This is a genomic window from Streptomyces sp. NPDC050704, from assembly GCF_040654355.1.
Classification (GTDB): domain Bacteria; phylum Actinomycetota; class Actinomycetes; order Streptomycetales; family Streptomycetaceae; genus Streptomyces.
Map to the genome: position 1 here is coordinate 1 of NZ_JBFAHW010000065.1, position 14,047 is coordinate 14,047.

A 14,047-nucleotide genomic window follows, 5' to 3' on the forward strand; every position below is an offset into this window, starting at 1 on the left:
CGGACAGCTGCGCGGGGTACTTGTCCGCCTGCGTGGTGACACCCACCCGGTCCAGCAGCCCGCGGGCCTTCTCCTCGGCGACCTTCTTGTCCGCCTTGCGGACCTTGACCTGGCCCAGCATCACGTTCTCGAGCACCGTCTTGTGCGCGAAAAGATTGAAGGACTGGAAGACCATGCCGACGTCGGCGCGCAGCCGAGCCAGTTCCTTGCCCTCAAGGGGCAGCGGCTTGCCGTCGATCGAGATGTCTCCCGAGTCGATCATCTCCAGGCGGTTGATGGCGCGGCACAGGGTGGACTTTCCGGACCCGGAGGGCCCGATGACCACGACGACTTCACCACGGGCGATGGTCAGGTCGATGTCCTGGAGCACATGCAGCGCGCCGAAGTGCTTGTTGACGTTCTTCAGCACGACCAGATCGCCGGCCATGGGTACGGCGTCCTTGATCACCGAAACTTCGGTCATCGGCCTCTTGCTCCGTCCTCCTCGGTTGCGGAGGACAGTAGTAACCCCGCACGACCAGCGTCATTACATCTGAGGGGAAATTGAGCATAACGATCCGGCAGCAACCGGACACTCTTCGTGAAGAGTACTCTCGGGCGCGTACCGGGTGAGTAACGGAAGCCGCCCGCGACCCGCACCCCCTTGACGCCGTACTCGTCCATCGGCGTGACTTCCTCTTTGACGCACGCGCGCGTGCCCACGTCTACGCGCCGAGACCGTACGACCGATGAACCGAAGGGGGCCGGAATGAGACTGCTCCTGGTCGAGGACGACAACCATGTCGCCGCCGCGCTGTCCGCGGTCCTCGCACGGCACGGCTTCGACGTCGTGCACGCCCGCAGCGGCGAGGAGGCACTCCAGGCGCTCGTCCCGGAAAGTGACGGCTTCGGAGTGGTGCTTCTCGACCTGGGCCTGCCCGACCAGGACGGCTACGAGGTCTGCGGCAAGATCCGCAAGCGCACCAGCACTCCCGTCATCATGGTCACCGCGCGCGCGGACGTACGTTCCCGGATCCACGGCCTCAACCTCGGCGCCGACGACTACGTGGTGAAGCCCTACGACACCGGGGAACTCCTCGCCCGGATCCACGCCGTCAGCCGGCGCACCGTCCCCGACGACGCGGCGACCCCCGGCGAGACCGCACTGCACCTCGGATCCGTACGCATCGAACTGCCGACCCGGCAGGTCACGGTGGACGGTTCGGTCGTCCAACTGACCCGCAAGGAGTTCGACCTTCTCGCGCTCCTCGCCCAGCGACCCGGCGTGGTGTTCCGGCGGGAACAGATCATCAGTGAGGTGTGGCGCACCAGTTGGGAGGGGACCGGCCGCACCCTGGAGGTGCATGTCGCGTCCCTGCGCTCCAAGCTGCATATGCCGGCCCTGATCGAGACCGTGCGCGGCGTCGGGTACCGGCTCGTCGCGCCCGTGGCGTAGCGGGCCCAGGTGCGTTCACGTCTCCTCCCGCTGCTCATCATCCTGATGGCGGCCGTACTGCTGGCCCTCGGCGTCCCGCTCGCCGTGAGCCTGGCGGCGGCCCAGCAACAGAGGGTGATCGTCGACCGGATCGACGACACGGCACTTTTCGCGTCCCTGGCACAGTTCGTCGCCGACAGCCCGAGCGGCTCCAGGGTCGACACCCCGAACGAACGCCGTGAGACGCTTCGCAAGGAACTCGTCAAGTACCACGAGGTGTACGGCATCAACGCCGGCGTCTTCTACCGCCGCAACGAATCGGCCATGGCCAACGCGCCCGCGACCTGGTACGTCCCCGCGGAGGGCGAGGTCCGTGACGCGTTCGAAGAGGCGCTCCTGAGCCGCCGAAGCCAGGACCCGAAGCAGATCTGGCCGTGGCAACGCAATCGTCTCGTCGTCGCGTCGCCCGTCATCTACGACGGCGACGTCGTCGCCGTCGTGGTCACCGACTCGCCCACCGGGCAGATGCGTTCGAAGATCCTGCGCGGCTGGGTGGTCATCGGCGTGGGCGAGGCCGCCGCGATGCTCCTCGCGCTCGGCGCCGCGCTGCGGCTGACCGGCTGGGTGCTCCGGCCCGTACGCGTCCTCGACGCCACCACCCACGACATCGCGACCGGTCGCCTGAAGTCCCGGGTCGCGGCCGCCGGCGGGCCGCCGGAACTCAGGCGCCTGGCCCGGTCGTTCAACGAGATGGCCGACAACGTCGAGGACGTACTGGAGCAGCAGCGCGCCTTCGTCGCCGACGCCTCGCACCAACTGCGCAACCCGCTGTCCGCCCTGCTGCTGCGCATCGAGCTGCTCGCCCTGGAACTCCCGCAGGGCAACGAGGAGATCGCCTCGGTCCGCACCGAGGGCAAGCGCCTCGCCCAGGTCCTGGACGACCTGCTCGACCTGGCGCTCGCCGAGCACGTCGACGCGGACCTGCGGCTCACCGACATCGGCGAGCTGGCCGCCGAACGGGTTGCGTCCTGGTCTCCCGTCGCCGACGACAAGGGCGTACGACTCGTCGGGAACTGCCCGGCCACGACCGCCTGGGCCGACCCGGTCGCCCTCTCCAGCGCCCTGGACGCGGTGATCGACAACGCGCTGAAGTTCACCCCCGAGGGCGAATGCGTCGAGGTCGAGGTGTCCTCCAACGGCGAGCACTCGACCGTCGTGGTCACCGACCGAGGGCCCGGCCTCAGCGACGACGAACTCACCCGCGTCGGCGACCGTTTCTGGCGCAGCCCCGGCCACCAGAACATCAAGGGGTCGGGCCTCGGACTGTCCATCTCCCGCGCGCTGCTCGCGGCCGGCGGCGGCTCGATCGCGTACGAACGCCATGAGCCGCATGGTCTGCGGGTGACGGTGACCGTCCCGCGGGCCGTGCCCGGGGCCTGACAGGGTCGCCACGGCGCCTGAGGGGCCCGCTGCCGCCGTTCCGCGGTCGGGTGTGCAATCAGGCGTGGACGGGGCCCGTCGCGGCTGTACGAGCCGCTACGGCTTCACGGAGCGGTAATAGCGCCGTGCGCCCTCGTGCAGCTCCAGCGGGTCGGTGTAGATGGCGGTCCGCAGGTCCACCACCTGTGCCGCGTGCACCTTCTCACCGATGCGGTCGCGGCTGTTGATCACCGTGCGGGTCATGCCCTCGGCCAGCGTCTCGGCCGTCCCGGCCCGCGTCACGAGCAGGTTCGCCACCGCCACCGTCGGTACGGAGTTGCCCGCCTGGGCCTCGGGGTAGGCGTCCGCGGGCATCACGGCGGCGCGGTAGTAGGCGGCCTCCCCGCCCTGCGCGTGCAGCTTCTTCACCAGGTCCGCGCCGATCGGGATCAGCCTGGTGGGGAAGTCGTTCGAAAGGTCGGACACGGCGCTGGTCGGGAGCCCGCCGGACCAGAAGAAGGCGTCGATCTTTCCCGTTCTGAGCAGTTCCGGCATGGCCTGTATGCCCACGGACACCGGCTCGATGTCCTTCTGCAGGTCGAGGCCGGCCGCGTCGAGCACATGCTCCGCGATCAGCTGTACTCCGGAGCTGAGCTGGCCAACGGCCACCCTCTTGTCCCGCAGGTCCTCGATGGAGTCCACGGTGGACGTGCGGGGGACCACCACGTGCACGTAGTCGTCGTACAGCCGTGCGCAACCGCGCAGCTGGTCCGCGCCCTGCCCGCCCGCACGCTTGTACTTCTCCACGGCGTCGGCCGCCGCGATGGTGAAATCGGCGTCCCCGACGGCCACTCGCTTCACGTTCTGCAGAGAGCCCTCGCTCGGCACCAGGTCTACGTCCAGGCGCGGCATGTCCTTCGCGAGCGCGTTCTGCAGCAGCTTGCCGTACAGCTGGTACACGCCGGTCGACGTCCCCGTGCTGAATGACACCGTCCCGGTCGGGGAACTCTTGCCCAGCGGCAGCAGCCACCACAGCAGCAGCCCGAAGGCCACGAAGGCGGTGGCCGAGCCTTGCAGGGCCCGGCGCCTGCCGATACGGGGGAGTGCCTGGAACATGCGCGCGATCCTGTCAGCTCACCGGCCGTGATGACCAGGGCTGGACCCATAAGCGCCCTCCACGCGCGCGTGGAGGGCGTGGAGGGGGCCCCGGGATCGGTGGGCCGAATCCGGCACAGCACGCATGGCCTGCGCCAGACATGGCACTCGTGGCGGGCATGAGCACCACGCAGGCCTCATGCACCGAACCCGTCACCTCTGTCTTCACCTGGCAGGTGCGCCCCGGCCGGGAAGCCGACTTCGAAGAGTGGACCCGCGGTGTCACCGCTTGCGCGTCGCGGTTCCCCGGAAACCAGGGTGTCTCCTGGCTGCGCCCGGAACACGGTCACCGGTTCCACGCCGTGCTCCACTTCGCCGATCCCGAGCGGCTCACCGCATGGCTGACATCACCGGAGCGGGCGGAGTGGCACGCGCGGATCGACGGCATCGCCACCGAAGTCAGCAGCGAACGGCAGTCGACCACCGGCCTGGAGGGCTGGTTCCGTCTGCCCGGAACCACCGTGCAGGCTCCGCCGCGCTGGAAGATGGTCCTGGCCACCTTCCTCGGCGCCTATCCGCTCACCTTCCTGATCCAGTGGCTGGTGACCCCGAGTACGACCAGCTGGCCCCTGCCGTTGCGGGCCGCGGTGTTCCCGTGCGTACTGCTGCCCATGCTGACGTACGTGATCATGCCCGCGCTCAGCCGCGTGCTGCGGCTCTGGCTCTATCGGCCGCCCGACGGTTGACCCTCGGCAGGACATGACCCACCTCACACGCGTTGCGGCGAGGGCTCCGGAACAACGCGGCGTACTCCGCCGTTCCTCTTTACGTGGCTGCGGAGGGGACAGTGTCCCCGGGCCTCACCTATAGCCCATGGGGACGATCGTTCGGCTGAAGCCCCATGGAGCCTTTCGCCGACAGGCGACCGCCCTCCGCGAGCCACCACGCACGGCCCCGGCTGGTCTCCCCCGTCCAGCCGGGGCTCTGTTCTTTCGCGGGGTGCTCCTGGAGAACTGGAGCAGGCCGCGTGCCACCTTCAGGACCGGGCCGACCTCGGGCCACGGGACATCCGGCGGGTCGGCCGGACGCGGTACTCGGCCCGCAGGGCCGGGGAGGCGGGGGCTGTCCGAGGCACCGCCTACCCTTATGGCATGAGCAGCAGCGACCGGAGCCTGGCAGTGGGCGTCAATCGAAGTTATGAAATCCGCACTTATGGATGTCAGATGAACGTCCACGACTCCGAGCGGCTCTCCGGGCTGCTGGAGACCGCCGGTTACGTGCGCGCGCCCGAGGGTTCCGACGGTGACGCGGACGTCGTCGTCTTCAACACGTGCGCCGTGCGGGAGAACGCGGACAACCGGCTGTACGGCAATCTCGGCCGGCTCGCACCGATGAAGACGAAGCGGCCCGGCATGCAGATCGCCGTCGGCGGCTGCCTCGCCCAGAAGGACCGCGACACCATCGTCAAGAAGGCGCCCTGGGTGGACGTCGTCTTCGGTACGCACAACATCGGCAAGCTGCCCGTCCTCCTGGAGCGTGCCCGCGTCCAGGAAGAGGCGCAGGTCGAGATCGCCGAGTCGCTGGAGGCGTTCCCGTCGACGCTGCCGACCCGCCGCGAAAGCGCGTACGCCGCCTGGGTGTCCATCTCCGTCGGCTGCAACAACACCTGCACGTTCTGCATCGTTCCGGCGCTGCGCGGCAAGGAGAAGGACCGCAGAACCGGCGACATCCTCGCCGAGATCGAGGCGCTGGTCGGCGAGGGCGTCTCCGAGATCACGCTGCTCGGCCAGAATGTCAACGCCTACGGCTCCGACATCGGCGACCGCGAGGCCTTCAGCAAGCTGCTGCGGGCCTGCGGAAAGATCGAGGGCCTGGAGCGCGTGCGCTTCACCTCGCCGCACCCCCGCGACTTCACGGACGACGTCATCGCCGCGATGGCCGAGACGCCGAACGTCATGCCGCAGCTGCACATGCCGATGCAGTCCGGTTCGGACACCGTCCTCAAGGCGATGCGCCGGTCGTACCGGCAGGAGCGGTACCTCGGCATCATCGAGAAGGTCCGCGCCGCGATTCCGCACGCGGCGATCACCACCGACATCATCGTGGGCTTCCCCGGCGAGACCGAGGAGGACTTCGAGCAGACGCTGCACGCCGTCCGCGAGGCCCGCTTCGCGCAGGCGTTCACGTTCCAGTACTCCAAGCGTCCCGGAACCCCGGCGGCCACCATGGAGGGGCAGATTCCCAAGAAGGTCGTCCAGGAGCGCTACGAGCGCCTGGTCGCCCTTCAGGAGGAGATCTCCTGGGACGAGAACAAGAAGCAGGTCGGCCGCACCCTGGAGCTGATGGTCGCCGAGGGCGAGGGGCGCAAGGACGGCGCCACGCACCGCCTCTCCGGGCGCGCCCGCGACAACCGCCTGGTGCACTTCACCAAGCCTGACGCCGAGGTCCGCCCCGGTGACGTCGTCACCGTCGAGATCACGTACGCCGCCCCGCACCACCTGCTCGCCGAGGGCGCCGTCCTCGATGTGCGCCGCACGCGCGCGGGGGACGCCTGGGAGAAGCGCAACGCCGCCGAGGCCGCGAAGCCGGCGGGCGTCATGCTGGGCTTGCCGAAGATCGGGGCTCCGGCACCGCTGCCGGTCGCGACGGGCAGCGGCTGCGGCTGCGACTGATCGCGGCGACCGACCGCGTCAGGGGCTGCCGGGGGAGGGGTTCCTCCTGCCGTGCAGCGTGGAGTCCACCGAGCCTGCCGCACGAGTCCGGGACAGCCTTCCCGCCGAGCGCCGGGAGGTGCCGGACCGCGGGCCGGCCGTACTGCCGGCCGACCCGCGTCACAAGCTGTCGTACGCCGTGGGCGGCGACGAGGCGACTCGCGAGACGGCGCTGCCGCGGAACCTGTTCATCGAGTACGTGATCAGCGACGGCGAACTCGCAGAACTGCTCCCCACGGTCATCGATCTCGCGGACGTGCTCGTCGAGGAGTGAGGCCCGGCGAGTGGTGGCGCCCGGCGGCGGAGTGACGCCCGGCCGTCGCACGGGGCTACGCTGCCGATCATGCTTGTCGCCGCCGCCGTGTGCCCCTGTCCGCCCCTGCTCGTGCCCGACGTCGCCGCGGGCGCCGCGGGCGAGCTGGCCGCGGCACGCGCCGCTTGTACGGATGCGTTGGGCGTGCTGGCCGCCGCGCGCCCCGACCGGCTGGTGGTCGTGGGGCCCGCCGGACCGAGCGGCCGCGGGGCCCATCCCGAGGGCGCGTGGGGATCGTTCCGCGGGTTCGGGGTGGATCTTGATGTGCGACTGGGCGGGCACGGTGCGCCGGCGGCGGAGAAGCCGGGTGAATCGGAGGGGCCGGGTGAATCGGAACGCTCGGAGCTTGCCGGGTCCTCGCAGCGGGCGCTGCCCTGCTCGCTGGCCGTCGCCGCCTGGCTGCTGCACCGTACCGACTGGTCCGATGCCCCCGTCGAAGGCCTCGGAGTGGGGGAACCTCTCGCGGCCGAGCGGTGTATCCAAGTGGGAGAGGAAATCGTCGCGCGGCCCGAGAGGGTGGCACTGCTGGTGATGGGCGACGCCAGCGCGTGCCGCACGCTCAAGGCGCCGGGGTATCTCGACGAGCGGGCGGAGGGGTTCGACGCGGAGGTCGCGCGTGCGCTGGAGGCGGCGGACGTGGCCGCCCTCAAGGCGCTGGACGCCGAGCTGGCGTACGAGCTGAAGGCCTCCGGCCGGGCCCCCTGGCAGGTGCTCGCCGGCGCGGCCGACGGCGCGGGGCTCGGGGGCGCGCTGCTGTATGAGGACGCGCCTTATGGCGTGGGGTACATGGTGGCCGCGTGGTCGTAGCCCGCGTGAGGAGTCGACCGTGGCGGGCGGGTCCTGCGGCGGTACGGCTGCCGTGGGCGCGGGCGCAGGTACCCGGGATGGGCCCGCGCCCGGTCCGAGGACAGGCCGATGCCGGCGCGCACTTGGTTTGCTGCAGTGGCTTGGTTTGCTGCGGTGTGGGCCCGAGGGACACGCCCCTTGCCTGATACGGGACTTGGCGTGCTCCAGAACCGTGGCGTGGCGTAGGCGTCGTGGCGCGGTGCAAGCACTGTGGTGCGGCCGAGACCATGGCGTGCCCAAGGTCGCGTGCAGTGCAGTGCAGTGCACGTGCAGTGCCGTGCCGTGCCGTGCCGTGCCGTGCCGTGTCGTGGTGGGGTTCAAGATCCGAGGCGCGATCCAGGCACCGGCACCGCGGCATGCTCCACAGGGCTGTCACACGGCTCGTCGCTCGCCGCCGGGGCTGAAGCAGCGTGGCGCGACGCACGGGCTCGCGCCCTGGCGTGCTCAAGAGCCAGAGCGGCAGCCCAAGCAGCGCCGGCGCGCCGGAGCGTCGGAACGCCCCAAGAACACGGCGGACGGCCGAGAGCCGCAAGCGCTCCGTGGCCGTCCGCCGATGTGCTGGGCTGGTCCTTCAGGATGCCGAGGACGGTGGCGACGAGGTCGGCGGAGGCATCACGTCACCGTCCGTCCCGTCGCTCTCCTTGTGCGCGATCCGGTCCAGGGCACCCTTGGCCTTGCCCGTGCCTGTCTGGATCTTGCCGCTGTACCTGCCCTTGGTCTTCTCATCGGCCAGCTTCGCGGCCTTGTCGAGGCCCTGTCCGATCTTGCCCCCGTGCTGTTGCGCGAGGTCGGAGACCTTCTCCTTGGCAGGCGCGAGTCCGGCTCTCAGATTGTCCAGGAGACCCATGGTTCGCCTTCCCTCGCGGGACAGTTACTTGCGGGCACCCTCGCCGGCCTCGCTGTCGGCCGCCTCTTCGGCGGACTGCTGCTTGGGGATCTCGACACCCTCCGCCGCAGCCTCGTCGGACTCGGCGGACGCCGACGCCGATGTCGACTCCGACGCGGTTTCGGTCTCGGCCGACCCCTGCGCCGCTTCCCCCGCCTTACCCTTCGCCTCCGCCTCGGAATCGGCCGTCAGTGTGTCGGCCTGTGCCTCGGCGGTTGACGCCTCCTCTGATCCTTTGGACTTAGACCCTTCTTTGCGAAGAAGCCGTGCAAAAACGCCCATATCCACTCCATGCCTTACTCGTGTGGGCGAAATCCCGCGTCGCCCGGTGCGTCCCATTGCGTCGCCCGGGGTCACCGGTTCTCGAAACCGGCGGCTGGAACCTCGCAACAGGCAACGACCCCGGCCCTGTGGCGTCACGTAGCTCGTTCGAGAAGTGGCCCCGACGTTTGCGAGACTGTTGCGGTGAGTAGTGCAGCTCCCGCCCCGCGGGTCATCGCCGTCGTCGGTCCCACCGCGGCGGGTAAGTCCGATCTGGGCGTCCATCTGGCCCAGCGACTCGGCGGCGAGGTCATCAACGCCGACTCCATGCAGCTCTATCGAGGGATGGACATCGGTACAGCGAAGTTGACGCCCGAGGAGCGCGACGGAATCCCGCACCATCTCCTGGACATCTGGGACGTGACGGTGACCGCGAGCGTCGCCGAGTACCAGCGTCTCGCACGGCACCGCATCGACGCGCTGCTCGCCGACGGGCGCTGGCCGGTCCTCGTCGGCGGCTCCGGGCTGTACGTCCGCGGCGCCGTCGACAACCTGGAGTTCCCCGGCACCGATCCCGAGGTTCGGGCCCGCCTGGAGGAGGAGCTCACCCTGCGCGGCTCCGGCGCGCTGCACGCCCGGCTGGCCGTCGCCGACCCCGAGGCGGGGCACGCGATCCTGCCCAGCAACGGCCGCCGGATCGTCCGGGCCCTGGAAGTCATCGAGATCACCGGCAAGCCCTTCACCGCCAACCTGCCCGGCCACGACTCCGTCTACGACACCGTGCAGATCGGCGTCGACGTGGCGCGTCCCGAGCTCGACGAGCGCATCGCCCGTCGGGTGGACCGCATGTGGGAGGCCGGCCTCGTCGACGAGGTGCGCGCACTGGAGGCGCACGGGTTGCGCGAAGGGCGTACGGCATCGCGGGCCCTCGGCTACCAGCAGGTGCTCTCGGCGCTCTCCGGGGAGTGCACCGAGGAGGAGGCGCGTGCGGAGACCGTACGAGCCACCAAGCGCTTCGCGCGCCGCCAGGATTCCTGGTTCAGACGCGATCCGCGGGTGCATTGGCTGAGTGGGGCTGCGGTGGATCTCACAGAACTTCCGCAGCTCGCGCTGGCATTGGTCGAACGACCGGTCACAGCCTGATCACGTCATGGCATCGGGACGCTCCGGCCGTCATCCCGGCCTCCCGGGCCGTGCCATCATCGAGCTTCGATCGACCAAGTGGAGTCCGAGTTGGGAGGGCGCGTGGCGATGGAGGCCGGCCCTCGCGACACCGCACAAGGCGCGGAGCAAGGCACCGCCACCGGCGGGGCGCACGACACCGCACAGGATCAGCAGGACCCCGACGGGGACCGGCTGAGCCCGGACGGGCCCGACGAGGCCGGCGGTGTGACGGCCGACGGACCTGAGCCGGACGAGATGTTCGCGGGTCCCGAGGTCGAGGTCGAGCTGCGCCCCCAGCGGCGTATGCGCATCTGGCAGCTCGCGCCCATCGTGAGCCTCGCCGCGCTCGGCTCCCTGATGTTCGCCTTCCCGCTGGCCTTCGACTTCGGCGACAGCGGGGCCATGGTGGCCATGCTCGGTCTGCTGATCTGCTCCTGCGCCGCGGGCTGGGGCATGATGGCCGCCCGTCGTGTGGGTTACACGTGGCCTGGCCTCCCGCAGCGCGGCTCCGACCGCCGCCGGGACTGGCGCGTCGTGATCGCGTACACCGTGGTCGTCACCGCGGTCGTGGTCCTCGCCGTGTGGCGCGTGGCCCGCCTGCGCTGAGCGTCCCGGTCCGGATGCCGCCGGCGAGTGCGGTCCGGCTGCGGACCGGTCGGCCGGGCTGTCGTAGCGAACCCGTACGATCGAGGAATGAGCACGCGGATCGCCTTCCTCAAGGGGCACGGGACCGAGAACGACTTCGTGATCATCCCCGACCCCGAGAACTCCATCGACCTGCCTCCGGCCACCGTCGCCGCCCTGTGCGACCGCCGCGCGGGCATCGGCGGGGACGGTCTGCTGCATGTCGTACGCTCCGCCGCCCACCCCGAGGCCGCGGCGATGGCGGCCGAAGCGGAATGGTTCATGGACTACCGCAACGGCGACGGCTCGATCGCCGAGATGTGCGGCAACGGAGTGCGTGTGTTCGCGCGATACCTCCAGCGTGCCGGGCATGTGGTCGAAGGAGACATCGCGGTCGCCACGCGCGGCGGCGTGAAGGCGGTGCACATCGCCAAGGAGGGTGACATCACCGTCGGCATGGGCAAGGCGCTCCTCCCCGAAGGGGACGTCACCGTGAGCGTCGGGGAGCGCAGCTGGCCCGCGCGCAACGTCGACATGGGAAACCCGCACGCGGTCGCCTTCGTGGAGGACCTCGGCCACGCCGGAAACCTCTACACCCCGCCGCCGTTCAGCCCTGCGTCCGCGTACCCGGACGGTGTGAACGTCGAATTCGTCATCGACCGTGGCGTGCGTCACGTCGCTCTGCGTGTCCACGAGCGCGGTGCCGGTGAGACCCGCTCCTGTGGCACGGGCGCGTGTGCCGTAGCTGTGGCGGCGGCGCGCAGGGACGGCGCCGACCCCGCCCTGACCGGTACTCCGACGACGTACACCGTCGACGTGCCCGGCGGGCGGCTGCTGATCACCGAGCGGACCGACGGCGAGATCGAGATGACCGGGCCCGCGGTGATCGTCGCTGAGGGTGAGATCGACGCCGAGTGGTTCGAAACCGTGACCCCCTGAACCTTCGCTCGAATGGGTGATCCGTTTCACGCTCGGCGAGAGACGGTCAGCCGGGCGTGGTGGGCTCGGTAGCATCAAGCACCGGCCCGGACGGGGGAACGACGCCATCCCCAGAGCCGCGTACGCCATTGGGGCACCCCGTCCGCCGGTCCACGCAGCCGGAGGTGCCCATGAGTGCGGAGGCCACGAACCCCGCGATGCCCGGCCCCATGACGCCAGGGGTGCATCGCAGGAAGGGCCGGCCCCGGATCGATCTGCGGCGCCTCGGCCGGGCCGCTCTCCTGGGGCCCGCAGCCCGTGGCCGGCTGCCCGACGCGATCGGTCACGTGGTCGAGGCCCATCGCGCCCACTACCCCGACGCCGACCTGGACCCGCTGCGCCGGGCCTACGTCCTCGCCGAGTCCTCGCACCGCGGCCAGATGCGCAAGAGCGGCGAGCCGTACATCACGCACCCGCTCGCGGTCACCCTGATCCTCGCCGAACTCGGCGCCGAGACCACGACCCTGACGGCGTCTCTGCTCCACGACACCGTCGAGGACACGGAAGTGACGCTCGATCAGGTGCGTGAGGAGTTCGGCGAGGAGGTCCGCTATCTCGTCGACGGCGTCACGAAGTTGGAGAAGGTCGACTACGGGGCGGCGGCCGAGCCCGAGACGTTCCGCAAGATGCTCGTCGCCACCGGCAGCGACGTACGCGTGATGTCGATCAAACTCGCCGACCGGCTGCACAACATGCGCACGCTCGGTGTCATGCGTCCCGAGAAGCAGGAACGCATCGCCAAGGTGACCAAGGACGTTCTGATCCCGCTGGCCGAACGCCTCGGCGTCCAGGCCCTGAAGACCGAGCTCGAGGACCTCGTCTTCGCGATTCTGCACCCCGAGGAGTACCAGCACACCAGGGAACTCATCGTCAGCAACGCCTCGCGCGCCGACGATCCCCTCGCCGAGATCTCCGAAGAGGTGCGCGCCGTTCTGCGCGAAGCCGGACTCCCGGCCGAAGTCCTCATCCGGCCACGGCACTTCGTCTCCGTGCACCGCGTCTCGCGCAAACGCGGCGAGCTGCGCGGCGCCGACTTCGGACGCCTCCTGGTGCTCGTCAACGAGGACGCCGACTGCTACGGGGTCCTCGGCGAACTGCACACCTGCCTCACGCCGGTGGTCTCGGAGTTCAAGGACTTCATCGCCGTCCCCAAGTTCAACCTGTACCAGTCGCTGCACACCGCCGTCGCCCGCGCCGACGGCCAGGTCGCCGAAGTCCTCATCCGTACGCACCAGATGCACAAGGTCGCCGAGGCCGGCGTCATCGCGCTCGGCAATCCCTACGCTCCTCCTTCGGAGGAGCAGACGGACGGTGACGGCGAGCGCCCTGTGGACGGCGAGCGCGTCGACCCCACCCGCCCCGGCTGGCTCTCCCGTCTCCTCGACTGGCAGGAGGCCGCCCCCGACCCCGACACGTTCTGGTCCACGCTCCGCGAAGACCTCGCCCAGGACCGGGAGATCACCGTCTTCCGCCCCGACGGCGGCACACTCGGGCTGCCCGCGGGCGCCAGCTGCGTGGACGCCGCGTACGCCCAGTACGGCGAGGACGCGCACGCCTGCATCGGCGCGCGCGTCAACGGCCGCCTGGCGACGCTGAGTACGGTCCTGAGCGACGGCGACACCGTGCAACTGCTGATGGGCCAGGACCCGTCCTCGGAGCCCTCCAGAGAGTGGCTGGAGCACGCGCACACGCCTGTCGCGCGGATCGCCATCACCCGCTGGCTGGCCGCGCATCCGTCGCCGGTCGCCGAGCCCGAGACGCCGGCCTCGACCCCGCGCCCGTACGCGGACGGCCCTGCCGCACGCCCGGCCGCCGCGGACGTCGTCGTGGACCAGCCCGGCGCGACCGTACGCCTCGCGGGCTGCTGTACGCCCGTACCGCCCGACGAGGTCACCGGCTTCTCCGTACGCGGGGGAGCGGTGACCGTGCACCGCGTCGAGTGCGCCGCGGTGGCGCGGATGAAAGGCGCGGGGCGTGCGGAGGTCGACGTGCGCTGGGGCGACACCACGGAGTGTCGCGTCACGCTCGTCGCCGAGTCCTTCGGACGGCCGCATCTGCTCGCCGACCTCACCGAAGCCATCGCGCTGGAAGGCGTCCCCATCGTCTCGGCGATCGTCGAACCGCCCAGCCAGCAGCGCGTACGCCACACCTACACGCTCCAACTCCCGGACGCCGCCCACCTTCCCGCGCTGATGCGGGCCATGCGCAATGTGCCGGGCGTGTTCGACGTGACCCGGGCCCAGCACCCGACGACGGCGTCGTAGGAGGCCGTCGGGAGCGGGCGCTCCCCGGCCGGCAGCCCCGCCAGGTCACGCGGGAAGAGTCCATTCGGGTGG

14 protein-coding genes are annotated in these 14,047 nt (G+C 70.4%); 10 read left to right on the top strand and 4 right to left on the bottom strand.

Annotated elements, in window-relative coordinates; translation table 11 throughout:
- On the bottom strand, positions 1–463 hold a 463-nt coding region (locus AB0I18_RS31955; protein ID WP_363109110.1), incomplete at its 3' end, for an ATP-binding cassette domain-containing protein.
- Positions 464–748: 285 nt separating this feature from the next.
- Here AB0I18_RS31955 and AB0I18_RS31960 point away from each other — a divergent pair.
- On the top strand, positions 749–1,435 hold the full coding sequence (locus tag AB0I18_RS31960) for a response regulator transcription factor (RefSeq protein WP_363109111.1): 687 nt from the start codon (positions 749–751) through the stop codon (positions 1,433–1,435).
- Positions 1,436–1,444: 9 nt separating this feature from the next.
- Positions 1,445–2,854: a HAMP domain-containing sensor histidine kinase gene (locus tag AB0I18_RS31965; RefSeq protein ID WP_363109112.1), complete on the top strand. Its 1,410-nt coding sequence runs from the start codon at positions 1,445–1,447 to the stop codon at positions 2,852–2,854.
- A gap of 96 nt (positions 2,855–2,950) precedes the next feature.
- Here the strand turns inward: AB0I18_RS31965 and AB0I18_RS31970 are convergent, their stop codons facing one another.
- On the bottom strand, positions 2,951–3,949 hold the full coding sequence (locus AB0I18_RS31970; RefSeq protein WP_363109113.1) for a TAXI family TRAP transporter solute-binding subunit: 999 nt from the start codon (positions 3,947–3,949) through the stop codon (positions 2,951–2,953).
- A gap of 158 nt (positions 3,950–4,107) precedes the next feature.
- Between AB0I18_RS31970 and AB0I18_RS31975 the strand changes: the two genes are divergently transcribed.
- The 4 genes from AB0I18_RS31975 to AB0I18_RS31990 all read left to right on the top strand — a co-directional run bounded on the left by AB0I18_RS31975 (position 4,108) and on the right by AB0I18_RS31990 (position 7,759).
- The gene (locus tag AB0I18_RS31975; protein WP_363109114.1) at positions 4,108–4,674 is read left to right on the top strand and encodes an antibiotic biosynthesis monooxygenase; all 567 of its coding nucleotides are present in this window, start codon (positions 4,108–4,110) and stop codon (positions 4,672–4,674) included.
- A 405-nt stretch (positions 4,675–5,079) separates the two neighbouring features.
- Positions 5,080–6,600, top strand: a complete 1,521-nt coding sequence (gene miaB / locus AB0I18_RS31980; protein WP_363109115.1) for a tRNA (N6-isopentenyl adenosine(37)-C2)-methylthiotransferase MiaB — start codon at positions 5,080–5,082, stop codon at positions 6,598–6,600.
- Between the two features lie 58 nt (positions 6,601–6,658).
- On the top strand, positions 6,659–6,913 hold the full coding sequence (locus AB0I18_RS31985) for a hypothetical protein (protein ID WP_363109116.1): 255 nt from the start codon (positions 6,659–6,661) through the stop codon (positions 6,911–6,913).
- Between the two features lie 69 nt (positions 6,914–6,982).
- On the top strand, positions 6,983–7,759 hold the full coding sequence (locus AB0I18_RS31990; RefSeq protein WP_363109117.1) for a class III extradiol dioxygenase subunit B-like domain-containing protein: 777 nt from the start codon (positions 6,983–6,985) through the stop codon (positions 7,757–7,759).
- A gap of 610 nt (positions 7,760–8,369) precedes the next feature.
- Here AB0I18_RS31990 and AB0I18_RS31995 read toward each other — a convergent pair.
- Both AB0I18_RS31995 and AB0I18_RS32000 read right to left on the bottom strand, forming a co-directional pair.
- Entirely contained in the window at positions 8,370–8,645 is a 276-nt protein-coding gene (locus tag AB0I18_RS31995; RefSeq protein WP_363109118.1) for an antitoxin, read from the bottom strand.
- A 24-nt stretch (positions 8,646–8,669) separates the two neighbouring features.
- Positions 8,670–8,966, bottom strand: a complete 297-nt coding sequence (locus AB0I18_RS32000) for a hypothetical protein (RefSeq protein WP_363109119.1) — start codon at positions 8,964–8,966, stop codon at positions 8,670–8,672.
- A gap of 183 nt (positions 8,967–9,149) precedes the next feature.
- Between AB0I18_RS32000 and miaA the strand changes: the two genes are divergently transcribed.
- From miaA to AB0I18_RS32020, 4 genes are all read left to right on the top strand, one after another.
- Positions 9,150–10,088, top strand: coding sequence for a tRNA (adenosine(37)-N6)-dimethylallyltransferase MiaA (gene miaA / locus AB0I18_RS32005; RefSeq protein ID WP_363109120.1), 939 nt, complete (start codon positions 9,150–9,152; stop codon positions 10,086–10,088).
- A gap of 108 nt (positions 10,089–10,196) precedes the next feature.
- A complete protein-coding gene (locus AB0I18_RS32010; protein WP_363109151.1) occupies positions 10,197–10,715 on the top strand; it encodes a hypothetical protein in 519 nt (172 codons plus the stop codon).
- Positions 10,716–10,802: 87 nt separating this feature from the next.
- Positions 10,803–11,672, top strand: coding sequence for a diaminopimelate epimerase (gene dapF, locus AB0I18_RS32015; protein ID WP_363109121.1), 870 nt, complete (start codon positions 10,803–10,805; stop codon positions 11,670–11,672).
- A 170-nt stretch (positions 11,673–11,842) separates the two neighbouring features.
- Positions 11,843–13,975 (top strand): HD domain-containing protein, encoded by a 2,133-nt coding sequence (locus AB0I18_RS32020; RefSeq protein WP_363109122.1) that lies wholly within the window; start codon positions 11,843–11,845, stop codon positions 13,973–13,975.
- Positions 13,976–14,047: the final 72 nt, after the last annotated feature.

Excerpts from the sequence above, each read along its gene's own strand:
- AB0I18_RS31960 (WP_363109111.1), top strand. The coding sequence starts at position 749 with ATGAGACTGCTCCTGGTCGAGGACGACAACCATGTCGCCGCCGCGCTG.
- AB0I18_RS31970 (WP_363109113.1), bottom strand. The coding sequence starts at position 3,949 with ATGTTCCAGGCACTCCCCCGTATCGGCAGGCGCCGGGCCCTGCAAGGC.
- AB0I18_RS31975 (WP_363109114.1), top strand. The coding sequence starts at position 4,108 with ATGAGCACCACGCAGGCCTCATGCACCGAACCCGTCACCTCTGTCTTC.
- miaB (WP_363109115.1), top strand. The coding sequence starts at position 5,080 with ATGAGCAGCAGCGACCGGAGCCTGGCAGTGGGCGTCAATCGAAGTTAT.
- AB0I18_RS31990 (WP_363109117.1), top strand. The coding sequence starts at position 6,983 with ATGCTTGTCGCCGCCGCCGTGTGCCCCTGTCCGCCCCTGCTCGTGCCC.
- AB0I18_RS31995 (WP_363109118.1), bottom strand. The coding sequence starts at position 8,645 with ATGGGTCTCCTGGACAATCTGAGAGCCGGACTCGCGCCTGCCAAGGAG.
- AB0I18_RS32000 (WP_363109119.1), bottom strand. The coding sequence starts at position 8,966 with ATGGGCGTTTTTGCACGGCTTCTTCGCAAAGAAGGGTCTAAGTCCAAA.
- AB0I18_RS32010 (WP_363109151.1), top strand. The coding sequence starts at position 10,197 with ATGGAGGCCGGCCCTCGCGACACCGCACAAGGCGCGGAGCAAGGCACC.
- dapF (WP_363109121.1), top strand. The coding sequence starts at position 10,803 with ATGAGCACGCGGATCGCCTTCCTCAAGGGGCACGGGACCGAGAACGAC.
- AB0I18_RS32020 (WP_363109122.1), top strand. The coding sequence starts at position 11,843 with ATGAGTGCGGAGGCCACGAACCCCGCGATGCCCGGCCCCATGACGCCA.